26 protein-coding genes are annotated in these 23,323 nt (G+C 59.8%); 11 read left to right on the top strand and 15 right to left on the bottom strand.

Features of this window, described 5'->3' with window-relative positions; all coding sequences use genetic code 11:
• Positions 1-5: 5 nt before the first annotated feature.
• The 4 genes from HU742_RS16410 to HU742_RS16395 form a co-directional block, all read right to left on the bottom strand.
• Positions 6-1,169, bottom strand: coding sequence for an isovaleryl-CoA dehydrogenase (locus tag HU742_RS16410; protein ID WP_186636315.1), 1,164 nt, complete (start codon positions 1,167-1,169; stop codon positions 6-8).
• 755 nt (positions 1,170-1,924) lie between these two features.
• Positions 1,925-2,824 carry a hydroxymethylglutaryl-CoA lyase gene (locus tag HU742_RS16405; RefSeq protein WP_186636313.1) on the bottom strand — a complete coding sequence of 300 codons (900 nt, stop codon included), beginning with the start codon at positions 2,822-2,824 and terminating at the stop codon, positions 1,925-1,927.
• Positions 2,825-2,881: 57 nt separating this feature from the next.
• Entirely contained in the window at positions 2,882-3,283 is a 402-nt protein-coding gene (locus HU742_RS16400) for a MerR family transcriptional regulator (protein WP_186609729.1), read from the bottom strand.
• A gap of 102 nt (positions 3,284-3,385) precedes the next feature.
• Positions 3,386-4,318 carry a LysR family transcriptional regulator gene (locus HU742_RS16395; RefSeq protein WP_186636312.1) on the bottom strand — a complete coding sequence of 311 codons (933 nt, stop codon included), beginning with the start codon at positions 4,316-4,318 and terminating at the stop codon, positions 3,386-3,388.
• Positions 4,319-4,496: 178 nt separating this feature from the next.
• On the opposite strand from HU742_RS16395, the gene HU742_RS16390 reads away from it, so the two are divergent.
• Positions 4,497-5,726, top strand: a complete 1,230-nt coding sequence (locus HU742_RS16390; protein WP_186643200.1) for an acyl-CoA dehydrogenase — start codon at positions 4,497-4,499, stop codon at positions 5,724-5,726.
• Between the two features lie 80 nt (positions 5,727-5,806).
• On the opposite strand, the gene HU742_RS16385 is transcribed toward HU742_RS16390, so the two are convergent.
• The 7 genes from HU742_RS16385 to HU742_RS16355 form a co-directional block, all read right to left on the bottom strand.
• Positions 5,807-6,676, bottom strand: coding sequence for an isocitrate lyase/PEP mutase family protein (locus HU742_RS16385; protein ID WP_186636310.1), 870 nt, complete (start codon positions 6,674-6,676; stop codon positions 5,807-5,809).
• 190 nt (positions 6,677-6,866) lie between these two features.
• Positions 6,867-7,058: a hypothetical protein gene (locus tag HU742_RS16380; RefSeq protein WP_186643201.1), complete on the bottom strand. Its 192-nt coding sequence runs from the start codon at positions 7,056-7,058 to the stop codon at positions 6,867-6,869.
• Complete coding sequence (locus tag HU742_RS16375; RefSeq protein WP_186643202.1) at positions 7,042-7,734, bottom strand: transposase; 693 nt, start codon at positions 7,732-7,734, stop codon at positions 7,042-7,044. The genes HU742_RS16380 and HU742_RS16375 overlap by 17 nt, the downstream gene beginning before the upstream one ends.
• A complete protein-coding gene (locus HU742_RS16370; RefSeq protein ID WP_225923584.1) occupies positions 7,731-8,435 on the bottom strand; it encodes a hypothetical protein in 705 nt (234 codons plus the stop codon). Before HU742_RS16370 ends, HU742_RS16375 begins: the two co-directional genes overlap by 4 nt.
• A gap of 229 nt (positions 8,436-8,664) precedes the next feature.
• A complete protein-coding gene (astA, locus tag HU742_RS16365; protein ID WP_186636294.1) occupies positions 8,665-9,699 on the bottom strand; it encodes an arginine N-succinyltransferase in 1,035 nt (344 codons plus the stop codon).
• 61 nt (positions 9,700-9,760) lie between these two features.
• The gene (locus HU742_RS16360) at positions 9,761-10,777 is read right to left on the bottom strand and encodes an arginine N-succinyltransferase (protein WP_186636291.1); all 1,017 of its coding nucleotides are present in this window, start codon (positions 10,775-10,777) and stop codon (positions 9,761-9,763) included.
• A 106-nt stretch (positions 10,778-10,883) separates the two neighbouring features.
• Positions 10,884-11,636, bottom strand: coding sequence for an N-formylglutamate amidohydrolase (locus tag HU742_RS16355; RefSeq protein ID WP_186643203.1), 753 nt, complete (start codon positions 11,634-11,636; stop codon positions 10,884-10,886).
• A 420-nt stretch (positions 11,637-12,056) separates the two neighbouring features.
• Between HU742_RS16355 and HU742_RS16350 the strand changes: the two genes are divergently transcribed.
• Positions 12,057-12,635, top strand: a complete 579-nt coding sequence (locus tag HU742_RS16350; RefSeq protein WP_186643204.1) for a histidine phosphatase family protein — start codon at positions 12,057-12,059, stop codon at positions 12,633-12,635.
• Positions 12,632-13,387, top strand: a complete 756-nt coding sequence (gene cobF / locus HU742_RS16345; protein WP_186643205.1) for a precorrin-6A synthase (deacetylating) — start codon at positions 12,632-12,634, stop codon at positions 13,385-13,387. Before HU742_RS16350 ends, cobF begins: the two co-directional genes overlap by 4 nt.
• Positions 13,388-13,428: 41 nt before the next feature.
• On the opposite strand, the gene ftrA is transcribed toward cobF, so the two are convergent.
• Entirely contained in the window at positions 13,429-14,388 is a 960-nt protein-coding gene (gene ftrA, locus HU742_RS16340; RefSeq protein ID WP_186643206.1) for a transcriptional regulator FtrA, read from the bottom strand.
• A 100-nt stretch (positions 14,389-14,488) separates the two neighbouring features.
• Between ftrA and HU742_RS16335 the strand changes: the two genes are divergently transcribed.
• The 4 genes from HU742_RS16335 to HU742_RS16320 all read left to right on the top strand — a co-directional run bounded on the left by HU742_RS16335 (position 14,489) and on the right by HU742_RS16320 (position 17,954).
• Positions 14,489-14,923 carry a rhodanese-like domain-containing protein gene (locus HU742_RS16335; RefSeq protein ID WP_186643207.1) on the top strand — a complete coding sequence of 145 codons (435 nt, stop codon included), beginning with the start codon at positions 14,489-14,491 and terminating at the stop codon, positions 14,921-14,923.
• A 252-nt stretch (positions 14,924-15,175) separates the two neighbouring features.
• Positions 15,176-15,955 carry an ABC transporter substrate-binding protein gene (locus HU742_RS16330; protein WP_186643208.1) on the top strand — a complete coding sequence of 260 codons (780 nt, stop codon included), beginning with the start codon at positions 15,176-15,178 and terminating at the stop codon, positions 15,953-15,955.
• A gap of 104 nt (positions 15,956-16,059) precedes the next feature.
• Entirely contained in the window at positions 16,060-17,172 is a 1,113-nt protein-coding gene (locus HU742_RS16325; protein ID WP_186643209.1) for a M14 family metallopeptidase, read from the top strand.
• A 65-nt stretch (positions 17,173-17,237) separates the two neighbouring features.
• Positions 17,238-17,954, top strand: coding sequence for an alpha/beta hydrolase (locus HU742_RS16320; protein ID WP_186640245.1), 717 nt, complete (start codon positions 17,238-17,240; stop codon positions 17,952-17,954).
• A gap of 12 nt (positions 17,955-17,966) precedes the next feature.
• On the opposite strand, the gene HU742_RS16315 is transcribed toward HU742_RS16320, so the two are convergent.
• Positions 17,967-18,554 (bottom strand): DcrB/PsbP domain-containing protein, encoded by a 588-nt coding sequence (locus HU742_RS16315; RefSeq protein WP_186643210.1) that lies wholly within the window; start codon positions 18,552-18,554, stop codon positions 17,967-17,969.
• A gap of 115 nt (positions 18,555-18,669) precedes the next feature.
• Positions 18,670-19,605, bottom strand: a complete 936-nt coding sequence (locus tag HU742_RS16310; protein WP_186643211.1) for a LysR family transcriptional regulator — start codon at positions 19,603-19,605, stop codon at positions 18,670-18,672.
• A 145-nt stretch (positions 19,606-19,750) separates the two neighbouring features.
• Between HU742_RS16310 and HU742_RS16305 the strand changes: the two genes are divergently transcribed.
• Together HU742_RS16305 and HU742_RS16300 are read left to right on the top strand one after the other, a co-directional pair.
• On the top strand, positions 19,751-20,215 hold the full coding sequence (locus HU742_RS16305; RefSeq protein WP_437179886.1) for a DMT family transporter: 465 nt from the start codon (positions 19,751-19,753) through the stop codon (positions 20,213-20,215).
• Position 20,216: 1 nt separating this feature from the next.
• The gene (locus HU742_RS16300; protein ID WP_186643212.1) at positions 20,217-20,669 is read left to right on the top strand and encodes a DMT family transporter; all 453 of its coding nucleotides are present in this window, start codon (positions 20,217-20,219) and stop codon (positions 20,667-20,669) included.
• A gap of 5 nt (positions 20,670-20,674) precedes the next feature.
• Here the strand turns inward: HU742_RS16300 and HU742_RS16295 are convergent, their stop codons facing one another.
• Positions 20,675-20,944, bottom strand: coding sequence for a hypothetical protein (locus tag HU742_RS16295; protein WP_186640255.1), 270 nt, complete (start codon positions 20,942-20,944; stop codon positions 20,675-20,677).
• Between the two features lie 156 nt (positions 20,945-21,100).
• Between HU742_RS16295 and selD the strand changes: the two genes are divergently transcribed.
• The gene (gene selD, locus HU742_RS16290; RefSeq protein ID WP_186640257.1) at positions 21,101-22,135 is read left to right on the top strand and encodes a selenide, water dikinase SelD; all 1,035 of its coding nucleotides are present in this window, start codon (positions 21,101-21,103) and stop codon (positions 22,133-22,135) included.
• Positions 22,135-23,238 carry a tRNA 2-selenouridine(34) synthase MnmH gene (gene mnmH, locus HU742_RS16285; RefSeq protein WP_186640259.1) on the top strand — a complete coding sequence of 368 codons (1,104 nt, stop codon included), beginning with the start codon at positions 22,135-22,137 and terminating at the stop codon, positions 23,236-23,238. The genes selD and mnmH overlap by 1 nt, the downstream gene beginning before the upstream one ends.
• Positions 23,239-23,323: the final 85 nt, after the last annotated feature.

Below are 23,323 nucleotides of genomic sequence, written 5' to 3'. Positions count from 1 at the left end.
CTCCGTTAGCGGGTTTCGTTGAACAGTTCGCGACCGATCAGCATCCGACGAATCTCACTGGTGCCGGCACCGATTTCATACAGCTTGGCGTCACGCAGCAATCGCCCGGCCGGGAACTCATTGATATAGCCGTTACCGCCCAGGATCTGGATCGCGTCGAGGGCCATTTGCGTGGCGCGTTCGGCGCTGTAGAGGATCACCCCGGCGGCGTCCTTGCGGGTGGTTTCACCGCGTTCGCAGGCCTGGGCCACCGCATAGAGATACGCGCGGCTGGCGTTGAGCTGGGTGTACATGTCGGCGACTTTGCCCTGGATCAGCTGGAATTCGCCAATGCTCTGGCCGAACTGCTTGCGGTCATGGATGTAGGGCACGATCAGGTCCATACAGGCCTGCATGATGCCGGTTGGGCCGCCGGACAGGACCACGCGTTCATAATCGAGACCGCTCATGAGGACTTTCACACCGCCGTTGAGCACGCCGAGGATGTTCTCTTCCGGCACCTCGACGTCATCGAAAAACAGCTCGCAGGTGTTGGAGCCGCGCATGCCGAGCTTGTCGAACTTGTTGCTTCGGCTGAAGCCTTTCCAATCGCGCTCGACGATGAAGGCTGTGATGCCATGGGCGCCTTTCTCCAGGTCGGTCTTGGCGTAGATCACGTAGGTGTTGGCGTCGGGGCCGTTGGTGATCCAGGTCTTGCTGCCGTTGAGCACGTAGCGATCGCCGCGTTTGTCGGCCCGCAGTTTCATCGAGACGACGTCGGAGCCGGCGTTCGGTTCGCTCATCGCCAATGCGCCGACGTGTTCGCCGCTGATGAGCTTGGGCAGGTATTTGCTCTTCTGCTCATGGTTGCCGTTGCGGTTGATCTGGTTGACGCAAAGATTGGAGTGAGCGCCATAGGAGAGGGCGACCGAGGCCGAGCCGCGGCTGATTTCTTCCATGGCGACCACATGAGCCAGGTAGCCCAGGCCGGCGCCACCGTATTCTTCAGCTACGGTGATGCCCAGCAAGCCCATGTCACCGAATTTGCGCCACATATCGGCGGGAAACAGATTGTCGATATCGATCTGCGCCGCCCGAGGCGCCAGCTCTGCCTTGACGAAGGATTGCACTTGATCGCGCAACATATCGATGGTTTCGCCGAGGGCAAAATTCAGGGATGGGTAGCTCATGGGGCACCTTTTTGGCTTTTTTATCGGCTGTGGAAGGTCGTAGGACCGTTCTCACCTTTACGTTAACGTAAGCGTGGGATGAAGAGCTGTCAATGCTCTTTACGTTAACGTCAACTTGAGCCAGATTAGGTACGCTTAGTTATAGGGGGAGAAACTTGGGCCTGACCGAAAACGATCGGCTCTGGAATAGGCTGGCTGGCACATTGCAAATCCAAATACGGAAAAGCACAAAGGGGAGCCGAAGCTCCCCTTTAATTTTGTCGTCGCGTGCTCTTTTTTTATTATTGAGGGGCGGCCTGTTGTTGTTTTTGGTAGCCGTGACCCTTTACCGCTGTTTTGGCGATCCCCATCCGGGATCAAGAGCAAACGTATTTTTTTGAGCGCTGACCTGCTTTTTCGCCTGGCGATCCAACCGATTCGGGAGCTACCTGAAGGTAGTTTTATTGTTCTCTGCCCGGTTGCGGGTTGCTCCTGGAAGCACCCTGAAAAGCACATCTTCTCCAAAAAAATCTGTTAGCTGCGTCTCTGCCGTGTTGTTCTTGTTATGTCAGAGTCGTTTCGTCTTGTTTTTATTGGGTGTGTCGCTTTTTTTTATTTTTGTTGTGCAAGAGATATAGCAGGTGCCGTGCCAACTTTTAAAAACCTATATAAATCAATGGAATATGGATTTTCACTGAAAAAGCTGGCACGCCAAACCTGACAAATTGTTTCCGTGTTACTCGTTTCGCGCCCGTTACAAGCGGGGCGGTAACACCTCACTGTGCCAGCCGAGCCTTGGCGACGCGCGAACCGGTCGGGCGACCTAGCACCTCACAGATCTGTCGGCCCGCGGCGATCAAGGCGTCCAGGTTGATACCGGTCTCGATGCCCAAGCCATTGAGCAGGTACAGCACGTCTTCCGTCGCAACGTTACCGCTGGCTCCCTTGGCATATGGGCAGCCGCCCAAGCCGGCAATGGAGCTGTCGAACACTGCAATGCCCTCCAGGAGACTGGCGTAGACGTTGGCCATCGCCTGGCCGTAGGTGTCGTGGAAATGTCCTGCCAGTTTTTCCCGCGGCACGTGCGCTGAAACCACTTCGAACATCCTGCGCGTTGCGCCAGCGGTACCGGTGCCGATGGTGTCGCCCAGGGACACTTCGTAGCAGCCCATGGCGTATAGCTCCCTGGCAACCCAGGCCACTTGCTCTGGCTTGACCTCGCCCTCGTAAGGGCAGCCCAGCACGCACGACACGTAACCGCGCACGCTGATGCCGTTGCGTTTCGCCGCTTCCATGATCGGGGCGAAGCGCTCCAGGCTTTCCTTGATAGAGCAATTGATGTTGCGCTGAGAGAACGCTTCGGATGCCGCGGCGAATACCGCCACTTCCTTGACCCCGGCCGCGAGCGCGTCCTCGAAACCGCGCAGGTTTGGCGCGAGGGCGCCATAGGTGACACCGGGCTTGCGTTGGATTTGCGCAAACACTTCGGCGGAGCCGGCCATCTGCGGTACCCATTTGGGCGAAACAAAACTGCCGACCTCGATGTAACCAAGGCCGGCAGCGCTCAGTGCGTCCACCAGGCGCACCTTGTCGACGACGCTGATGGGCTGTGCTTCATTTTGCAACCCGTCGCGAGGGCCGACCTCGATCAGGCGTACAAAGGAGGGAAGGGACATGGCGATTGACCTGTTAGTGAAGGGCGATATTTCGCTGCGGCAGCGGGCTTGGCGACGTTATTGGACGCTTTCCTCGCCCTTGATCGTCTGCTCCAGCGCCTGGATGCAGCGTTCTTCGGCGGTGTCGAGTTCCAGCTTCATCTGTTCGATGTCCAGCAGTTGTTGTTCGAGTTGTTCCCGGCGCTCGACGATTTTCGCCAGCATGCTGTGCAACTGTTTCTGATTGCCGCTGCTGGGGTCGTAGAGTTCGATCAACTCACGGCACTCGGCCAGGGAAAACCCGATACGCTTGCCCCGCAGAATCAGCTTCAGGCTGACTTTATCCCGAGGCGAATAGATGCGCTCCTGGCCACGCCGTTCCGGGCTCAACAGGCCTTGTTCTTCATAGAAGCGGATGGCGCGGGTGGTGATGTCCAATTCGCGGGCGAGGTCGGAGATGCTGTAGGTCTGGCTGCTCATGGAAGCGCTCGAAACGAAAGAGGTTGGCGCTAAGCTAATGGCAGCTTGACGTTCACGTCAAGCTGCGGGGCTTGCTCGCGAACGTTTACGCCGTCTATCGCTTCACACCACTTTGTCGAGCTTCTTCTCATGGGCCGTGACTTGTTGGCACAGTTCGATCATCTGCTCGCGCATCCAACGGTTCGCCGGGTCCTGGTCAGTACTTTCGTGCCAGTAGAGGTGGGTTTCCACTGGCGGTACGTCGTTGACCGGAAGCAGGAAGGCATGCAAGTCGTGACGGCGAGAAAAGCGCTCGGGAACCGTCATGACCATGTCGGTCTGCTGGAGCACTTGGGACGCCATTAGATAATGCTGCGAGCGCAGGGCGATCTTGCGCTGGATGCCCATTTTGCCCAAGGCCAGGTCGACATAGCCCAAACCGTTGCGGCGGCTGGAAATGTGCACGTGGGTTTGGGCCAGGTAATCGTCGAGGCTGATTTTATCCTTGCCCGCCAACGGGTGGCCCTTGCGCATGGCGCAGACATAGCGGTCTTCCATCAGCTTGACGTGCCGCACCTGTGGGTCGGTATTAAGCGGCGCGTCGACCGCGAAGTCCAGGCGGCCGGCGGCCAGTTCCTTAGTGGTTTCACGGCGCTTGGAGAGGAAACTTTCGATGGCCACGGTCGGCGCCAGGCGGCGCAGGCGCTGGAACAACGGGGGCAGGATCACGCCTTCGGTGAGGTCGGTCATGCTGATGCGGTAAGTCTTGACGGCCTGCAAAGGGTTGAAGATCCGGCTTTCCTGCACCGACACCCGCAGCAGCGACAGGGCGTTGCGCACCGGCCCGATAATATTCTGCGCCATCGGCGTAGGCACCATGCCTTGGGCGGTGCGCACGAACAGCGGGTCGTTGAAGGTCTCGCGCAAACGCGCCAGGGCATTGGACACCGCCGGCTGAGTGATGCCAACGATTTGCCCGGCTCGGGTCAGGTTGGCTTCGGTGTAGATCGCATCGAAAACAATGAAAAGGTTAAGGTCGACCTTGCTCAGATTCATGGCGCTGCACTCTTATTCTTGGGCTTGTTATGAGGTGCCGGGTGGCAATGCGAATCAGTGAAACATATATCGGTGATGAATGTTAATACACGCCGAGAATAGGTTAGGTAAATTTTCGTAGCTGAACTAGCATCGATTTCATGACCTAAAAACAACCTCTGCCAAGAAGGTGCTGCCCATGGATTTTGCCTATTCCCCCAAGGTTCAGGAACTGCGTGAACGCGTCACGGCGTTCATGGATGCCTATGTCTACCCGGCTGAAGCCGTGTTCGAACGGCAAGTGGCTGAAGGCGACCGTTGGCAGCCCACTGCGATCATGGAGGAACTCAAGGCGAAGGCTCGGGCCGAGGGGCTGTGGAATCTTTTCCTGCCGGAGTCCGAGCTGGGGGCCGGCCTGACCAATCTGGAATACGCGCCGCTGGCAGAAATCATGGGACGTTCGTTGCTGGGGCCGGAGCCGTTCAACTGTTCGGCGCCGGACACCGGCAATATGGAAGTGCTGGTGCGTTATGCCAACGAAGAACAAAAGCAGCGCTGGCTCGAGCCGCTGCTACGGGGCGAGATTCGTTCGGCTTTCGCCATGACCGAACCGGACGTCGCCTCTTCTGACGCCACCAACATGGCCGCCCGTGCGGAGCGCGACGGCGACCAGTGGGTGATCAATGGCAAGAAGTGGTGGACATCAGGTGCTTGCGATCCACGCTGTAGAATCCTCATCTTCATGGGTCTGAGCAATCCCGACGCACCGCGTCACGCCCAGCACTCGATGATCCTGGTACCCGTTGATACCCCAGGGGTGAAAATCGTCCGGCCGCTGCCGGTGTTTGGTTATGACGATGCGCCCCACGGTCACGCCGAAGTGCTGTTTGATAACGTGCGGGTTCCGTATGAAAACGTCCTGCTGGGCGAGGGGCGCGGCTTTGAAATCGCCCAAGGTCGCCTGGGCCCGGGTCGGATTCATCACTGCATGCGTTCCATCGGCATGGCCGAACGGGCGTTGGAATTGATGTGCCAGCGCGCCATCAGTCGTACGGCCTTCGGCAAACCACTGGCGCGCCTGGGGGGCAACATCGACAAAATTGCCGATTCGCGGATGGAGATCGACATGGCTCGCCTGTTGACCTTGAAAGCGGCTTACATGATGGACACTGCAGGTAATAAAGTGGCGAAGAGCGAAATCGCCCAGATCAAGGTCGTTGCGCCGAACGTCGCCTTGAAGGTAATCGACCGGGCGATCCAGATCCACGGCGGCGCTGGGGTTTCCAACGATTTCCCGTTGGCCTATATGTACGCCATGCAACGCACCCTGCGCCTGGCCGACGGTCCGGATGAAGTCCACCGCGCCGCCATCGGCAAGTTCGAGATCGGCAAGTACGTGCCCAAGGAAATGCTCCGCAGCGGGCAGTGAAATTCACTTCAATCTGCCTACGCCATCACGAGCCTGCTCGCGATGGCGTACTTGCATGACCTACCGGCCAATGGTCGACCTTACTCCTTGACGCTCATGTATTCCTCGGCCCAGCGGATGTATTCCTCTGGCTGGGTGTAGGTGTGGGTCAGTTCGGTGGCGCTGAGGTCCGAAGCCTGCGTGAAGATCTGCCGCTGTTCCCGCAAGCTGTCATAGGTGGCCTTGATCGCGGCAAAATAGGCGCCGTGGCCATCGATGGTGACGCGTACGCCCAGCTCGGCCAGACGTTTGTCGTCGCGCAACAGCGGGTTTCCGTAAGTGACCAGCATCAATGGCACGCTCAGGTTCTCGCTGATCTTTTCCAGGTGTTCGAAGTCCTGCACGCCCACCATGCAGATCCCGTCAGCGCCAGCGCGTTCGTATTGCTGGGTGCGGCTGATGATTTCCTGGACTGGCAGGATCCCGGCGTTGGTGCGGGCGATGATCGCCATTTCCGAATCGACTCTCGCTTCCAGCGCCGCGCGGATCTTGCCGACGCCTTCGGCCACGCTGATCAGGTCAGTGGATTTGCGGCCAAATTGCGCCGGGAGCAAGGTGTCTTCAATCGTCAACGCAGCTACGCCGGCACGTTCAAGTTCGATGATGGTGCGCATCACGTTGAGCGCGTTGCCATAGCCATGGTCGGCGTCGGCAATCACCGGCAGTTGAGCCACGCGACCGATGCGGGTGGCCTGTTCGGCGAACTCGCTGAGGGTGATCAAGGCAAAGTCCGGCGCGCCCAGTACCTGCAATGACGCGACTGAGCCGCCCAGGATACCCACTTCAAAACCCAGGTCGGCGGCAATGCGCGCCGACATCGGATCAAACACCGAGGCGGTGTGGTAGCACGTTTGGGAAGCCAGCAGGTGGCGAAAGTTACGACGCAAATCTTGATGGGAAAGCCTGGACATGTGAGTTCCACCAATGGGAATGGAAGGGCTTGAGCAAAGATGTCAACGCCGAATGTCCAAAGGCTATCACGTAGCAGGCGAAAAGATGATGACGAATGCGCATGGGTCATGTTTCCGGCGCATCGAAAAAAAGGCCGCAAGCCCTGGGAGGCCTACAGCCTGGAAAAAATGCCTTTTTACTTACCTGTCATCAATCTTGAGTCGGTTCGCCCCAGATCTTCTTGATCTCATGGATGTTTGCGACGTTGAAGCGAAGTGTCCATTCCGGTAGCTGGCACGGAGCCTCACTCCGTAGCTTTGTCGCAGTATCAACCACATTAGTACCCGCTCGCAGCAAAGGCGCTGCGTCCCACTCATTAATCAAGTTATTGTTGTTGTTCATGTTTCTTCCTCTTGTTGTTGCCGGGCAGCGACTGGCTGCCTGGGTTTAGTAATAACAGTGTTTCTGCAAACAGCATCATCTCTTGCGCAGCTACGCCGGGGTAAAGCGGCGTGTAATGTTCATCGAAACACCAGGACTCGTCGGCCCTGACTGAATCTTCAGGATGAATGAGTAAACTGAGCGATGCGGACATGGACTGCGGCGCAAGTTGTCTATGGATTTCTCGTAATGCGGGCATGTACAGCACTTCGCCCGGTGCAAGTTTGACCGTGCGTTCTTTTCCCAGTCGAGGTGCGTGGCCAGCTTGCAATGGCAGATCATCCAATATTTCCCGAACGATGCTTGTATAACCATCACCGCTGTAGCCGACAGCGTACATTTCAAAGTCATGACTATGGTTCAGGCCATAGATAAATGTTTCGCTTTCGTCGTATGTATCGACCGGCGACCAAAACCCCAGGCGGAGGGTAAATTCGTTATTGCTGTGCAAGACAAACGCATAAGCGTTGTACAGGCTGCTGCGCGTGCTGAAACCGTCCTGCTGGATGGTGGAATATAGATGGTCGCTCAATAAAGAACGGTTTTTTGCCAACTGACGCAGGTCCTCGGCGATCCTGGTTTGGTCTCGCTGGCTATCATATGTGTTCAGGCGCTCGACAAATGTGTTCAGATTCATGCTGTCGCCTCCAAGGGCTGGAGCAGATTATCCAGCCGCGTGTTTCGATGCTTTTTCAGCAGCGGGACGTAGCTCATTGCTTTTTGCCGGTCGGTCCGATAAAGCATCTGGAAGGCTTTCCACGCCACGGCGGGGTGATAGTGGTAAATCAATTCCTCGGCGACCTTGGGCCCATTGGGGTCCTGAATCGTTTCGAGCAGCTCCAGGCTTACCAGGTAACGGGCAGCACTTTCGTCTTGAGGTAGCCAGGCTATCTTGCGCAGCGAGACGCGATCGAACACGCTGATGTCCGCACTTCGGTCCGGCAGATTGATTCTGCCCGCTAGACCACCGTGCTCCCGGTGTCCTTGGCAATAGTCGAATAACGTATCGCGGCCATCGATAATGACTGGGTTCGCTTTATCTATAACTACCTTGTCGGCCTTTCGCAGATGCTGTCCGTCAAGGGTGTACCGTAGAATTTCAAAGGGTCGGTCAAGGGCGAACAAAATGCTCTGCCCAGGCACCGAATACAATGGCGAGCGCGGAGCGTCAAGTGTCAATGTCTTGATGCTTATATTGCCAATACTGGTGCAGTGCAATATTAAAGTTGCCGTGTGCAGATTGGTGAAACTCATAATGGCCGCGCGGCGGGATTGCGCAGTGGCAAATTCTGATTGTACGCTCAGGTGGCTGATCAATTGTTTGACTTCAGTCGTCATGTCTAATGTGGCTATTGTTTGCCTGATGCGTTCTGGCGGCATTCTCCTGCTTATTAGATTTTTTATCATGAGCGCGTTATTCGTTCAGTTGGAAAGAGTGTTGGAGAGTATGAGTTTTGCGCGGGTGAGGGCAATTAAGGAATTGTCGATAAGTATTGCTTATCAACTGTCTGGCTATTTGGCTTTATGAGGCAAGGCGCTGTTTGAGGGCGAAACAGCTGTGCCAAGGCTAGGCCGCCACGGCATGTCGCCCCTGCTTGAGTAAAGTTACGGCGCGAACCGTGTCGCCCGGTTGCACTTGCAAGCGTTTGGCGGTGACGCGGTCGACGAGCAGGCTTTCGCCGTGCTGGTGCGCCCGGGCGCTGGTGACGCGGCAGTTTTCCAGGCGGCGGTTATGAATCAGCCAGATCGGGGCCTGTTCGTCGGGCGTGCCGATCATCAAGGACAGCGACCGGCTGTCACGCACGCTACGGATCGTCGATACCGGCGCCTCGATCACCGGGCCGGCATCGAAAATATCAACGTATCCCTTATGGACGAAACCTTCGGCGTTGAGGATCCTGAGGGCGGGTTCGGTGTCCGGATGCGCCTTGCCTATTACAGCCTGGGCCTGTTTGGTGAGCAGACACGTATACAACGGTTGACGTGGCATCAACTCGGCGATGAACGATTTGTTGCCCATCCCAGACAACTGATCGGCGCAGCTGAAGTCCTTCTTGAAAAAGTGTCGCCCCAGGCTATCCCAAAATGGCGAGCAGCCTTGTTCATCCGCTTGGCCTCGCAGTTCGGCGATCAGCTTTTCTCCAAACAACCGGGAAAATTCGGCGACGAACAGCAGGCGTGCAAGGGACAACAAGCGCCCGTTGTGGCCGCGACGCAGCTCCGGATGGAGGAATAACGAGCAGATTTCCGATTGCCCGGTCATTTCATTGTTGAGGAACAACGTGGGGATTTGCCGTTGGATGCCCAGCTCAGGCGCCGAGCTGACCGTTACACCGACGCGATAGTTGTACCAGGGCTCGCGTAGCCCGACCGCGCCGGTCAGTGCGCTGATGCCCACCACTCGACGGTCATCGTCCTCGAGCACGAACAGGTAGTCAGCGTCGGCCCGCTCGACCTGCCCGGCAAAGGTGCGTTGGGCCCAGCGCACGCGGTGTGCCAGGCGCTCCTCATTGGCCGGCAGGCTGGTAAACCCCGGGCCGGCGCAACGGGCCAGTTCCAGCAGGGCGGGGAGGTCGGTCAGGGCAACCGGGCGAACTATCATGACGTGGCTCCTTCATCATGCCGGGCACGGTCTTGGCACGAGGTACGCAATCGAACGCGTTTCATAGGCTGACCACCCGGACCCGATCGCCTTCTGCGATACCCAGCGCTGCCAGCATGTCAGGGTGCAGGGACACCGGCTCTTCGGCGTTGACGTCCAGCTCGGCAATGATGGCCCGGTAGTTTCCAAGGCCATCATTGCTGACCAGGTAACGACCGCGGGCATCGATCTGCCGGCTCTGTCGCACGATGGCTGAACGGCTGTGGGTAATCGAGCGAATGTTCGTTATCCGGGCATGCAGCGTCGGCCCGCCGTCAAAGATGTCCACGTAGCTATTCGTTTCGAAACCCTCGCGCTTTAAAATGTCGAAGGCTTCCTGGCCATCGGGATGCACCCGGCCGATGCAGGCCTGCGCCTCTGGCGGCAGCATGGGGACATAGATCGGATATTGGGGCATCAGTTCGGCGAGAAAGGTACGGCTTTGCAGGCCGCACAGACGTTCGGCTTCGGTGTAGGGCAGGTCGAAGAAATGCTGGCCGACGGCGTCCCAGAAGGGCGACTGGCCGTCTTCACTGCTGAAACCGACGATTTCGGTGATTACCGCCTCGGCAAAGCGCCGGGGATGAGCACCAATGAACATCAGCCGGGCCCGGGAGAGCAGCTCCGATTCAGGCGTGCGCACGCGGGCTGCGTCGATGTGGAAACCGCGTAGCAGCGTCTGGCCGTTGAGGTCCTGGCACAACGACAGCGCTGGTACGCCATGCTGGATGTTCAGCTCCCGGGACTCGCTGGAAAACGGCCGGTTGCGCAGGCTGTAGAACGGTTCATCGCAACCGGTAGCGGCGACAATCTCCGAGCAGCCCACCAGGCGGCCTGACGCCAGGTCCTGCAAGACAAAAAAGTAGTTCTCTGCCCCAGGGGCCTGCACATCGGCGTCGAAAGCGGCGCACGAAGTGAGGATTCGGTCCCGCAGGCGATCAGTGTCGTCAGGAAGCGAAGTGACACCTACCAGGCTGTCGCGGGCCAGTTGTTGCAACTGCGGCAAATCGCTTAACTGAACTGGACGTAAGGCCAGCATGGATAGCACTCCTGTTCAAAAGAGCCCGCTGTCAGGTGCCGGGCTTGACGATCACTGTCGATGTCCACGCGTTGTAGCTTGTAGCCGAAATTTCATCACCGTCGTGTTATAGCAGCGGAGCGAGATAGGCACTCCAGGTCTGCACTGACTCGGGACTGCGCAACTGGTCATTGCGTACTTCGATCAGCACTGAGTCCAGGCCGCGGCCGTCGCCATGTACCGGAACTGTCATGTCGCTCAAGGGGCTGACTTTGTAGGGCTGGTTACCGGCCGCCCGCAACGAATGTCGCCCGAGGCCGTCGACGATGCGCTGGGCATAGTCCCTGGCTTCGCCATACAGCACGCCGGCCTCGAGGGCGCGCGGTTGTCCATAGAAAACCGGTGTGAAACTGTGGATACCCACCACTCGCACGGTGCGGTTTTCGCCCAGGCGTTGGTCGATCAACGCCCGCAGTTGATCATGAAATGGATGGAAGAGGCACTGTTGGCGATATTCGCGCGTTGCGTCGTCCAGGGATTGGTTACCGGGAACCTGATAGATCTCGCTTTGTGCCGGAATGCTGTCGGCGACGTGGAGTGGGCGGTTCAGGTCGATCAACAATCGCGAGTAATTAGCCGACAGCAGGGTCGCTCCGAGGGTTTCGGACAGCCGTTCGGCGAGGGCCAAGGCCCCAATGTCCCAGGCAATATGTTCCTGGGCGGCCGTTTCATCCAGGCCCAGCTCGTTCAGCGCGTCTGGGATGAAGCGGCTGGCGTGTTCGCAAACCAGCAGCACGGGGTGCTCGGAGTCTTCCCGGAGCAATCGGAACGCCGGCTTGGTGTACAGACCCCATTCGGTACATTCAATGGATTCACGCATAGTGCTCACAAAGTTTGGCAGGCGACGGTGCCTGGGCCAAGGCCAGCTTCTGGGCCTTCAAGGCGAAACGGGTTTGCACCAACGGACCAGGCACGGATCGATGATCGGGTCTCTGGAGAGAGGATCCATGCTCCTTGCCTGGATAAATACTGGGTTCTTCCGTAACTTCGAAAATAGTATTTGGTTAGCGGGGGCCGCATGTCCAGAGGTTTTTATGATCAGTTTAAAAAGCCCTGGAATTATCCAGAAGCCTTGTAGGGCAAGGGCCTGGCTCGAGTAATCGACGTATGTCAGGCATTGCTCCTGCCTGTGTAGGACAAGACGCCTTTTGTCTCGAATAGTTGATTTCATATAAGGTGCTGTACAAGAAAGCAGGGGACTCTCCCGGTCATCAACTTCCAAAATGCCTGAGTATCCAGCGTGCAAGCAACCCGCCTGACCCTGATGTGCCATGCGCGCACCGCCGCCCAGAAACAAGCACGCTTCGGGCTGGACGAACCGTTGGATGTGGCCTGGCTGGAGAAGCGTGCTGAGATAGGACGTGAATACCGGAACGTCCGCGGTCTGCTGTGCGGGCCGGAGCTGCGCACGCGCCAGACCGCCGCGTTGTTGGACAACGAGCCGCGGCTGGTACAAGCGTTGGCCGATTGTGACTTCGGTCGCTGGCGGGGATTGTCTGTCGATGAATTGCTCCAGACTGAGCCGCAACAGCTTCAAGCCTGGCGCGACGATCCGGATGCCGCGCCGCATGGTGGTGAATCCGTCTCCCACCTGTGTCGCCGTGTCGGCGACTGGCTGGCCTCCCTGGAAAATACACCGGGCCACTGGCTGGCCGTTACCCATCCGTTCGTAATCCGTGCGGCCTTGATCAATGTCCTCGGGTGTCCTGCCGCCATGGTCAACCGGATCGACATTGAACCGCTTTCTGTCATCGACCTGCGGTTCAACCACGTCTGGCGGTTACGCGCTCAGGGGCCTGCCAGGGAGGTGCTGGAATGAAGAAATTATCAGTGATCGGCATCGGCGCTGGCGATCCGGACCACCTGACGATGCAGGCGGTGAAGGCCCTGAACCTGGTGGATGTGTTTTTCCTGATGGACAAGGGGCCTGCCAAGGACAAGCTGCTGGACCTGCGGCGTGACATTTGCCGACGCTACATCGTCGACCATCCCTACCGTTTCGTCGAAACCCATAGCCCTGAGCGCCAGCGCAACGACTTGGACTACACGATCAGTGTCGAGGCACTGAATCGTGCGAAGCAGGACACTTTCGAAAGACTGATCAATGAAGAGTTGTCTGACGGGGAGCGCGGCGGTTTCCTGGTGTGGGGCGATCCGGCGCTGTACGACAGTACCCTGCGTATCCTGCAGGCGATCCTTGACTCGGGACGTTGTGCTTTTGAATACGACGTGATCCCTGGCATCACCAGCGTCCAGGCCCTCGCAGCACGACACAAGGTGCCGTTGAATGACATCGGTGGCTCGCTGGAAATCACCACGGGCCGCCGGCTGGCGGCGGGGCAACTGGGCGATGCGGGCAGCGTGGTGGTGATGCTCGACGCCGAAGATGCGTATCGCCAGGTGAGCGATCCCGATACCCATATTTACTGGGGCGCCTACGTGGGAACGCCGGGTGAGCAACTCATCGCCGGCCGGCTGGGCGACGTGGCCGACGACATCGAACGCACCCGCAAGGCGGCGCGGCAGGTCAATGGCTGGATCATGGATACTTATTTGTTGCGCAAGCGTTGATGCCCCCCTCGCCACAATAGTGCTTGGCAGATGCACCGAACTCACCCCCGCCCAAACCGCTCCCGATACACCGATGGCGCCAGCCCCACCACACTGCGAAACGCCACGCGGAAGCTTTCCACCGAACGGTAGCCGCACACCTGGGCGATGATGTCGGTGTTGTCCTCGGTGCTTTCCAGCAACTCCCGGGCCCGCGCCAGGCGTTCATGTTGCAGCCAAGCCTTGGGGGACACGCCACAGGCCTCGGTGAAGCGGCGCAGGAAGGTCCGTTCGCTCATGGCCGCATGGCTGGCCAGTTCGCGCACGCCCAGCGGTTCATGCAGACGTTCGCGGGCCCACTGCATGACCCCGGACAGGTCGCTGCGCGGTGTTCGGCTGACCGGCGAGGGAATGAATTGCGCCTGGCCGCCCGTGCGCTGCGTTGCCATGACCAGTCGACGCGCCACGGCGTTGGCGACTTGGGTTCCGAAATCACGTGCCACCAGATGCAGGCAGGCATCGATGCCTGCCGCGCTGCCAGCCGAGGTGATGACCTGGCCCGAATCGACGTAAAGCACATCGGGGTCTACGGCAATGGCGGGGTAGTGTTCGGCGAGTTCGTCGGTGTAGCGCCAGTGCGTCGTCGCGCCCAAGCCATCGAGCAGTCCGGTGGCCGCCAGGACGAAAGCCCCGGAGCAGATCGACAGCAAGCGGGCACCGCGGGCGTGGGCGCGACGCAGGGCCTGGAGCAGGGCATCGGGCGGTGGATCGCTGCGGCTGCGCCAGCCCGGCACGATAATGGTCCGGGCTGTGTCGAGCAGCTCCATGCCGCCATCGGCCAATACCTGGAAGCCGCCCATGGCGCGCAGTGGCCCGTCGTCGACGGCGACGATGCGGTGCTCATACCAGGGGAAATCGAACTCGGGCCGTGCCAGTCCGAAAATTTCCACGGCGACGCCAAATTCGAAGGTGCACAAGCCGTCATAAGCGAGGATTGCAACCAGGCCGGGGGTGGGCTGCATTGGCGGAAAATTCCCACAGAGTGTCGTGTGCGCCACTGTAGCGGTTCGCCTCGGGTGGATAAAGTCTCTTACAGCCCTTTCTGTCCCAGGAGACACACCGATGACCAGTCCCGTGCGTGAAGTACCTGCTGCCCCGTCCGATCTTGCCCTGCAACATTTCAGTCGTCGCCTGATGTTCGAAACCGATTGTTCCGACGTGCATGCCAGCCAAGCGGCAGGCGATGCCGATTTTGTGCTGGTGGATGTGCGTGGCCCGCTGGCCTACGAACGCGGGCACGTGCCAGGGGCGATCAATCTGCCAACCCGTACGCTCACCGCCCAGGCGCTAGCCGCTTATTCCAAGGCCACGTTGTTCGTGGTCTATTGCGCCGGGCCGCATTGCAACGGTGCCAACAAGGCCGCGGTGCGCCTGGCGACCCTGGGCTACCCGGTCAAGGAAATGATCGGTGGCGTCATGGGTTGGCTCGATGAGGGTTTTCGCCTGACCGGCTCGGTGGAGCGCGTGGCGGAGAAGGTCATCAGCTGCGATTGCTGAGACTTTCTACAAGCCAGTTCAGCCAGTGGCGAGGGCGCATGCTCCCTCGCCACTGGCGCTTATCTGTCAGGACTTTCCCAGACCCGATCGTCCTCAGCCAAGCCTGAGGATTTTTATAACTATTTGTCGCCTCAACATAATTCCCCGCCTGAGCGCCCCTCTAGACTCCGCCCACTTCGGTTTTTCGCTGACCGAACGCTGTGTCCGAACCTGCCAATAACATCAAGAAAACCTGCGCACTCAGGAGCAAAAATGAAGAAGCTAGTCATGTTCGGTGCCCTGGCACTGTCCGTGTTGTCCCTTTCGGCCGTGGCCGAAGACGCCAAGCCGATCCGCCTCGGGATCGAGGCAGGCTATCCGCCCTTTTCGATGAAGACCCCCGACGGCAAGCTGGCCGGCTTCGACGTGGACATCGGCGACGCGCTGTGCGAACAGATGAAGGTCAAATGCACCTGGGTCGAGCAAGAGTTCGACGGGTTGATTCCAGCGTTGAAGGTCAAGAAGATCGACGCCATCCTGTCGTCGATGACCATCACCGACGACCGCAAGAAAAACGTCGACTTCACCATCAAGTACTACCATACCCCGGCGCGTTTCGTGATGAAGGAAGGCACCGACGTCAAGGATCCGCTGACCGAGCTCAAAGGCAAGAAAGTCGGTGTGCTGCGCGCCAGTACCCATGACCGCTTCGCTACCGAAGTGCTGGTGCCGGCGGGGATCAACCTGGTGCGCTACAGCTCCCAGCAGGAAGCCAACCTGGACATGGTCGCCGGTCGCCTCGACGCCATGCTGGCCGACTCGGTCAACCTCGACGAAGGTTTCCTGAAAACCGACGCTGGCAAGGGCTTTGCCTTCGTAGGGCCGACCTATGAAGATGCCAAATACTTCGGCGGCGGCGCCGGCATTGCGGTGCGCAAGGGTGATAAGGCCCTGGCCGAGAAATTCAACGCCGCCATCACCGAAATCCGCGCCAACGGCACCTACAAGAAAGTGCAGGACAAATACTTCGCCTTTGACGTCTACGGGCATTAATCGCTGAAGCAACCAGGTGGCCCGCCGTTGACCCGGCCGGCCACCTTTTTCATGGGCGATTGTTTTACCCTGCGCCTGTCGAAAACCGTTATCCGGGAGAGACTATGCAACGCATCGACCATATCCTGCCGTGGAGCCATTTAGGCACGGAGCGCCGGCTCAGTGTGTTTCGTTACGGCCACGGTCCGCGCAAGGCATACATCCAGGCCAGTTTGCACGCCGATGAACTGCCGGGCATGCGCACGGCCTGGGAGTTGAAACAGCAACTCAACGACCTTGAGACCCAAGGGCTGCTCAAGGGCGTCATCGAGCTCGTGCCGGTGGCCAATCCCATAGGCCTTGACCAGCACCTGCAAAGTGCCCACATGGGGCGCTTCGAACTGGGCAGCGGCAAGAATTTCAACCGTTCCTTCGTCGAACTCAGCGCCCCGGTGGCGGAGCGCATCGGGGGCCGCCTGGGGGATGATCTCGCTGCCAATATCACCTTGATCCGCCAGACGATGGTCGAGGTCCTCGATGACTTGCCCGCGGCGCCTTCGCAACTCGAAGGACTGCATCGGTTGTTGCTTCGCCATGCCTGCGACGCCGACGTCACCCTGGACCTTCATTGTGATTTCGAGGCCGCGATCCATCTGTATGCCTTGCCACAACAATGGCCGCAATGGCGCTCACTGGCTGCGCGGCTGAAGGCCAGGGTGGCGTTGTTATGCGAAGATTCCGGTGGCAGCTCGTTCGACGAGTCCTGCTCCACGCCCTGGTTGCGCCTGGCGAGGATTTTCCCGAATGCGGCCATCCCGGCGGCCAACCTGGCGACGACGCTGGAACTGGGCAGCATGAGCGACACCCGAGTCGATCAGGCCCAGGCCAATTGCCAAGCCATCCTTGGATTCCTGGCTGAACAGGGCTTTATTGGCGGCGACTGGCCGGCTGCGCCAGCGCAATGCTGCGAAGGTTTCCCGTTCGAGGGCACCCAATACCTGTTCGCGCCGCATCATGGCGTGGTGAGTTTTCTGCGCGAGGCGGGGGAGTGGGTCGAACGCGGCGATCCGCTGTTTGAAGTGGTCGATCCGTTGAATGACCAGGTAACCGTTGTTCGAGCCGGAACCAGCGGGGTACTGTTTGCCCTGGATCGCGGACGCTACACCCAGCCGGGCGTTTGGCAGGCAAAAATCGCCGGGCGCGAGCCGATTCGCACGGGCAAATTGATCAACGACTGAGAAGTGCTGTCTACCTCACCGCACGGGTCGTTTACGTGCGGTTATCACTCGATGGAGGAAGACAGATGCTTAAAGCGTTCGCCCTGTTCATGCTGCTGGTATCCGCCGGCGTGCAGGCCCAACCTGCGCTGCACACGGACTTGCCGCTCAATTACCTGGCTCGCGCCGATGAGCAGGCCAGGAACCGGCCGCTGGTGATTTTCCTGCACGGTTCGGGCAGTAACGAAGAAGACCTGCTGTCGCTCGCAGACGAGTTGCCCAAGCACTACAACTACCTCTCGGTACGGGCGCCCAAGTCCATGGAACCGGGGCGTTACCAGTGGTTTGCCAAGAAAGGCGAGGGCGCCTATGACGGTGACACGTCAGACCTGAAGGCCAGCGGCCAGATGCTGTTGGATTTCATCGAAAAGGCCCGGGCCAAGTACCCCACTGATGCGAGCAGTGTGTACCTGGTGGGTTTCAGCCAGGGCGCGATGATGAGTTATGAAGTGGCGCTGCGACACCCCGAAGCCGTTGGCGGCATCGCCGCGATGGGCGGGCGCGTCCTGTCGGTGCTGCGGGCTGAACTGACGCCAGACGAATCGCGGCGGGCGCTGGCCGTGTTCATCGGGCACGGCACGGCGGACCCGATCATTCCCTATCATGACGGCACCGACGCCGACACGTTTCTCAAGACCCTGGCTCTTGAGCCTGAATTTCACGCGTATCCGGGCCTCGGCCACAACATCAGCGCGCTGGAAGTGAAGGATCTACGAGCCTGGCTGGAGCGGCTTAACCCATGAACGTCACGCCCGTCACTTTCCGCTGACGATCTGCTTCACCAAAGCCTCGTGACCGGCGCTATCGCTGGCCCTGGAAATGACCTGCACCACCGCCATGCGCGTATCGGAGGCGCCCAGCAAGGTCGTGTCGAGGGTTGGCCCGCCGCCCTGGATGGCGCGGGTGTCGAGCTGGCGCAGGCCCAGGCCGGAGGTTTTTAGGGTCAGGCTCTTTTCGCTCAGTATCTTGACGTCGGCCAGCGTCTTGTTTTTCTGGGCGGCGAAATCCGCCATGGAGGTGTCGAGGAACGTACCGTCATTATCCTTCACCGTTGTGCCATTGATCAGGGCGTTTTCGGCGGTGATCACCACCGTTCGGGTGGTGGCATTGCTGTACATCGTACCGGTCGCTCCGGCGGTGCCCTGGGCCGCGTCACCGGCGGACAGAGGGGTGGCGATGAAACCCTCGGGCAAGGTGAAGCTGAATTTGCCGCCGAGCATCGAAATCTTCTGGGCCGGCGCCTGCGCCGCGGCTTTGGGCTGAGCGGCCAGGGCAGGCAATACGACCAGGCTGGCGATCGCCGTCAGCAACAGGGTGGCGGCTTGTTTACGCAGCGATGACATTGAAACTCTCCACGGATGGTCGTGCTTGAGGGCCGATCATCCCATGGGCGTTGCCTCGGGTTCCAGCGCAAGACCGATTCCAATCGGGTCAAGTTCGATGGCGCCGCTCGCGATTTCAAGGACGATCCCAATACGGCACTTCGCCGAAACACTCCAGGAAAAAGTCGATCACCGTGCGGACCTTCACCGACAGGCGTCGGCTGCCGGGCCAGAGAATGGCGATCTGCTGGGGTTCGAGGCTGTTGGACGTTTCGTAATCTGCCAGGACCGGCACCAGCGTGCCGTTGCGCACGGCTTCGCCGATCAGCCACGACGGAAACATCACCAGGCCAAGGCCTTGCTCGGCGGCCTGGGTCAAGGTGTCGGCGTGGTTGCCAGTGATCGGTCCCCTGACGCTGTAGGGCGTCCAGGCTTGACCCGACTTGCGGAAAAACCAACGTTGTTGACCGGCCACGCCTTTATAGGCAAGGCATTGGTGAGCGGCGAGGTCCTGAGGCTTGCGCGGCGTGCCGTGGCGGGCCAGGTAGGTGGGGCTGGCGGCAATCTGGAAACGGTGCGGCGCGACAATCCGCGCCTGCATGCCGGAGTCGTGCAGCGGGCCGATGCGAAAGAGCAGGTCGGCGCCTTCCTGCAGTGGGTCGATGTAACTGTCGGTCTGTTGGATATCCAATTGCAGCTTGGGGTAGCGTTCGCACAATTGGCCCAGCCATGGTGTCAGGTGACGTTGGCCAAACACCACGGGAGCGTTGATCCGCACCAGGCCCGCGGGTTCGCTGTGCTGTTCTTGCAGGGCCTGTTCAGCTTCCTCCAATTGGACCAGCACCAGGCGCGCATGATGCCCAAGCAGGCGGCCGGCTTCGGTGGGCGTGACAGCACGGGTATGGCGATACAGCAACTGCTGGTTCAGCGCCTGTTCCATCAACTGGATCTGCCGGGAAATCGAGGAGGGGGCCAGTCCTTCGCGCCGTGCCACTTCCGAAAAACTGCCGTGATCGAGCACCGCGACGAACAATCGTAGCGCCTTGAAACCCAAGTCGTTGAGGCCGTGCATGAGATGCGTCCGCTGTGCGTAGTGCGCAAAAGTGTTGTCGGGATGCTCCCATTTATCGCACATCGGCGCCAGCCGATAATAGCCGTCATCTCGTTTCCAGGCAGGTCATCCAATGCAATCAACCTCCACCAACGGGGCCGCGTCCATGACGACGGCCACACAACCACGAGCGTTCCTGCGCTGGCTATTGCTGCCGCTGGTCATCCTCGCAGGCATGGGCTTGTCGGTAGAAGCCGGGCTGTTGGGGCCGCTCGGTGTCCAGGTCGGTCATTTATGGGCAACGCTGAGCATCTTTGGCGTCGGCTCGGCGCTGTTGTTCCTGCTGCTGCTGTTCAGCGGTCCGCAACAAGGTCCGGCGCTGAACGAGCTTCCACGCTGGCAACTGATCGGCGGCTTGTTGGGGCCGATCTACGTGGTCGTGCTGACGCTGGCCACCCCGCATATCGGCGTCGCCATGACCATGATCGCGATCCTCTCCGGCCAAGTCGGCAAAAGCGTGCTGATTGACCATTTCGGTTGGTTCGGCACGAGCCGAAAGCGGGTCAACGGCGAGCGCTGGCTGGCATTGGCGTTGATTGTCGTGGCCCTTGTCCTGATTGCCCGAGGTTGATATGAGCGCATTCTTTTTATTGTTAGTGGTGGTCGCCGCCGGTGCGGTGTTGAGTGTGCAAGCGGCGGTCAATGGCCGCCTGGGCCAGACGGTCGGCGTGTTGCGCAGTAGCCTGCTGACCTTCGTCGTGGGCACCGTGGTCACGGGTCTGCTGATCGTCTTTTTCGAGCCGGCTCACGCGGTCAGCCTGCTGGACGTGCCCAAATGGCAACTGGGCGGCGCATTGTTCGGCGTCGTCTACATGATTGTCATGGTCGGGGCCGTGCCGCGCATCGGTACGGCGGTGGCAACGGTGGCAGTCATCACCGGGCAACTGGGCATGGGCATGCTGATCGACAACTTTGGCTGGCTGGGCAACCCGGCCATCGAGCTGTCCGCCAGCCGCCTCTTGGCCATGGCCTGCCTGGCACTGGCGCTGGTGTTCATGTACCGCAGCAATACGCGGCGCACCTGAACGGTTCAGGCGGGTTCGACGTCCAGTTGCAGGCTGTCATCGGCCAGGTGCTCGGTGCGTCGGACAATGCCACTGACGCGTCGGCCTTCGGCGCTGAACACCACGATTTGGGCTTTCGCCAGGTCTTCCGGCAGCGGTGGGCGTACATGCAGGGCAAACCATGGCGGCTCACCGTCATCGAGGCGCTTGACGTCGAATTGACAGTCGACGCTTTTGGTCTCGCGGCCGAACAGCGTATCGAGACCGTAATCAAGGTGGTTGCTGGCGGTTGGCATCGGCAATCTCCCGGGAAGAGTGTCTGGTTCTAATCAAGTGAGTCCTCCAGCCGCGGAAAAATTCCGTTGGATGGCCGGCGATCGATCGCGACGCGGGCGGTGAACGGTGGGCGTTGCTGGTAGAATCGCCCACCTTGACTTACGAGAGGTATGCCCATGAGCGAGCCGATTCGCCTGACCCAGTACAGCCACGGTGCCGGTTGCGGCTGCAAGATCTCGCCCCAGGTCCTGGAGGTGATTCTGGCCGGCAGCGGTGCGCAGAACCTTGACCCGCTGCTATGGGTGGGCAACGCCTCCCGTGACGATGCGGCGGTCTATGCCATCGACGAAGAGCGCGGCGTGGTCTCGACCACCGATTTCTTCATGCCCATCGTCGACGATCCGTTCGACTTCGGTCGCATCGCCGCCACCAACGCCATCAGCGACATCTATGCCATGGGCGGTGATCCGCTGATGGCCATCGCCATTCTCGGTTGGCCGGTCAATGTCCTGGCCCCGGAAATCGCCAGGGAGGTGATTCGTGGTGGTCGGTCGGTGTGTGACGAGGCGGGCATTCCCCTGGCCGGTGGACATTCGATTGACGCGCCGGAGCCGATGTTCGGCCTGGCGGTCACGGGCCTGGTGCAAAAGCGCCACATGAAACGCAACGACACCGCCACCGCCGGTTGCCTGTTGTACCTGACCAAACCGTTGGGCATCGGCATCCTCACGACCGCGGAAAAGAAAGGCAAGTTGCGCGCCGCCGACGTTGGCCTGGCCCGGGACTGGATGTGCACCCTCAACAAACCCGGCAGCCGTTTCGGCAAGCTCGATGGCGTGACGGCGATGACTGATGTCACTGGTTTCGGCTTGCTCGGGCATTTGGTGGAAATGGCTGACGGCAGCCAGCTCACCGCCCGCATTCGCTATGACGCGGTGCCGCGCTTGCCGGGGGTTGAGTATTATCTCGATCAGGGCTGCGTGCCGGGCGGCACGCTACGCAACTACGACAGCTACGCCAGCAAGGTCGGACGTGTCCAGGAACTGCACAAGCGCGTGCTGTGCGACCCGCAGACCAGCGGCGGCCTGCTGGTCGCCGTCACCCCCGAGGGCAACGAACAATTCCTCGCGGTTGCCGCCGAACTGGGTCTTGCGCTGGCGCCGATCGGTGAGCTGGTCGAGCGACAGAGCTACGCGGTCGAGGTGTCTTGATGCCCAACGACATTACCGATTACCGCGACATTTTTCTCAACGATCGTCCGATGATGGACACCCGCGCGCCCATCGAATTTCACAAGGGCGCGTTCCCCGGCGTGATCAATCTGCCCTTGATGACCGACATCGAGCGCCAACGTGTCGGCACCTGTTACAAACAGCAGGGCCAACAGGCTGCTATTGTCTTGGGCCACCAACTGGTATCCGGTGAAACCAAGGCCCAGCGCATCCAGGCCTGGGCAGATTTCGCCCGGTCCCATCCCGATGGAGTGTTGTATTGCTTCCGTGGAGGCTTACGCTCGCAAATCGTCCAGCAATGGCTCAAGGACGAGGCGGGCATCGACTATCCCAGGGTCGGCGGCGGCTACAAGGCCATGCGCACATTCCTGCTTGAAACGGTCGAGCAGGCCGCTGCCCAGTGCGACCTGGTCCTGCTGGGCGGCATGACCGGCACCGGCAAGACGGAAGTGCTGGCCCGACTGGACAATGCCCTTGACCTGGAAGGCTATGCCAACCATCGCGGTTCAAGTTTCGGCAAGCGCGCCACCGGGCAGCCATCCAACATCGATTTCGAGAACCTGTTGGCGGTGGATGTGCTGAAAAAGCGTGCCGCCGGCATCGAGCAATTCGTGCTGGAAGATGAAAGCCGCATGGTTGGCAGTTGCGCCGTCCCATTACCTTTGTACCAGCGTATGCAGCAGGTGCCGATGGTTTGGCTTGAAGACAGCCTGGAGCGGCGGGTCGAGCGGATCCTGCGCGACTACGTGGTCAACCTGTGCGCCGAATTTATCGACGTGCATGGCGATGAAGGGTTCTCGCTGTTTTCCGAACGGCTGCTCGCGAGCCTGGACAATATTCACAAGCGCCTGGGTGGCGATCGTCATCGGCGATTGATGGACATCATGGAAGCAGCCCTGGCCGAGCAGGCCAGTACCGGCGCCGTCGACTTGCATCGCGGCTGGATCGACGGCCTGCTGCGTGAATATTACGACCCGATGTATGTGTTCCAGCGGGAGAAGAAGGGCGGGCGAATCGAATTTGCCGGAGAGCACGCGGCGGTATTGGCGTATTTGCGTGAGCGCGCTGCTCGGCAAGGATGAACTCGACGCTCATCATCCCGCCGAGCCGAAGCAGGCGCTGGCGGGCTCGTTTCCACGGGTGCTTTGCCCATGGAAACGGCCATCA

It is taken from the genome of Pseudomonas marvdashtae (genome assembly GCF_014268655.2).
Classification (GTDB): domain Bacteria; phylum Pseudomonadota; class Gammaproteobacteria; order Pseudomonadales; family Pseudomonadaceae; genus Aquipseudomonas; species Aquipseudomonas marvdashtae.
This window is presented reverse-complemented; position numbering and strand designations above follow the sequence as displayed.

Bases quoted from the DNA above. Each gene is read 5' to 3' on its own strand.
- HU742_RS16380 (WP_186643201.1), bottom strand. From the start codon at position 7,058: ATGAACAACAACAATAACTTGATTAATGAGTGGGACGCAGCGCCTTTG.
- HU742_RS16375 (WP_186643202.1), bottom strand. From the start codon at position 7,734: ATGAATCTGAACACATTTGTCGAGCGCCTGAACACATATGATAGCCAG.
- ftrA (WP_186643206.1), bottom strand. From the start codon at position 14,388: ATGCAGCCCACCCCCGGCCTGGTTGCAATCCTCGCTTATGACGGCTTG.
- cobF (WP_186643205.1), top strand. From the start codon at position 12,632: ATGAAGAAATTATCAGTGATCGGCATCGGCGCTGGCGATCCGGACCAC.
- HU742_RS16310 (WP_186643211.1), bottom strand. From the start codon at position 19,605: ATGCACGGCCTCAACGACTTGGGTTTCAAGGCGCTACGATTGTTCGTC.
- HU742_RS16295 (WP_186640255.1), bottom strand. From the start codon at position 20,944: ATGCCAACCGCCAGCAACCACCTTGATTACGGTCTCGATACGCTGTTC.
- HU742_RS16325 (WP_186643209.1), top strand. From the start codon at position 16,060: ATGCAACGCATCGACCATATCCTGCCGTGGAGCCATTTAGGCACGGAG.
- HU742_RS16335 (WP_186643207.1), top strand. From the start codon at position 14,489: ATGACCAGTCCCGTGCGTGAAGTACCTGCTGCCCCGTCCGATCTTGCC.
- mnmH (WP_186640259.1), top strand. From the start codon at position 22,135: ATGCCCAACGACATTACCGATTACCGCGACATTTTTCTCAACGATCGT.
- HU742_RS16410 (WP_186636315.1), bottom strand. From the start codon at position 1,169: ATGAGCTACCCATCCCTGAATTTTGCCCTCGGCGAAACCATCGATATG.
- selD (WP_186640257.1), top strand. From the start codon at position 21,101: ATGAGCGAGCCGATTCGCCTGACCCAGTACAGCCACGGTGCCGGTTGC.
- HU742_RS16330 (WP_186643208.1), top strand. From the start codon at position 15,176: ATGAAGAAGCTAGTCATGTTCGGTGCCCTGGCACTGTCCGTGTTGTCC.
- HU742_RS16370 (WP_225923584.1), bottom strand. From the start codon at position 8,435: ATGACGACTGAAGTCAAACAATTGATCAGCCACCTGAGCGTACAATCA.
- HU742_RS16385 (WP_186636310.1), bottom strand. From the start codon at position 6,676: ATGTCCAGGCTTTCCCATCAAGATTTGCGTCGTAACTTTCGCCACCTG.
- astA (WP_186636294.1), bottom strand. From the start codon at position 9,699: ATGATAGTTCGCCCGGTTGCCCTGACCGACCTCCCCGCCCTGCTGGAA.
- HU742_RS16305 (WP_437179886.1), top strand. From the start codon at position 19,751: ATGACGACGGCCACACAACCACGAGCGTTCCTGCGCTGGCTATTGCTG.
- HU742_RS16405 (WP_186636313.1), bottom strand. From the start codon at position 2,824: ATGTCCCTTCCCTCCTTTGTACGCCTGATCGAGGTCGGCCCTCGCGAC.
- HU742_RS16395 (WP_186636312.1), bottom strand. From the start codon at position 4,318: ATGAATCTGAGCAAGGTCGACCTTAACCTTTTCATTGTTTTCGATGCG.
- HU742_RS16300 (WP_186643212.1), top strand. From the start codon at position 20,217: ATGAGCGCATTCTTTTTATTGTTAGTGGTGGTCGCCGCCGGTGCGGTG.
- HU742_RS16315 (WP_186643210.1), bottom strand. From the start codon at position 18,554: ATGTCATCGCTGCGTAAACAAGCCGCCACCCTGTTGCTGACGGCGATC.
- HU742_RS16355 (WP_186643203.1), bottom strand. From the start codon at position 11,636: ATGCGTGAATCCATTGAATGTACCGAATGGGGTCTGTACACCAAGCCG.
- HU742_RS16320 (WP_186640245.1), top strand. From the start codon at position 17,238: ATGCTTAAAGCGTTCGCCCTGTTCATGCTGCTGGTATCCGCCGGCGTG.
- HU742_RS16390 (WP_186643200.1), top strand. From the start codon at position 4,497: ATGGATTTTGCCTATTCCCCCAAGGTTCAGGAACTGCGTGAACGCGTC.
- HU742_RS16360 (WP_186636291.1), bottom strand. From the start codon at position 10,777: ATGCTGGCCTTACGTCCAGTTCAGTTAAGCGATTTGCCGCAGTTGCAA.
- HU742_RS16400 (WP_186609729.1), bottom strand. From the start codon at position 3,283: ATGAGCAGCCAGACCTACAGCATCTCCGACCTCGCCCGCGAATTGGAC.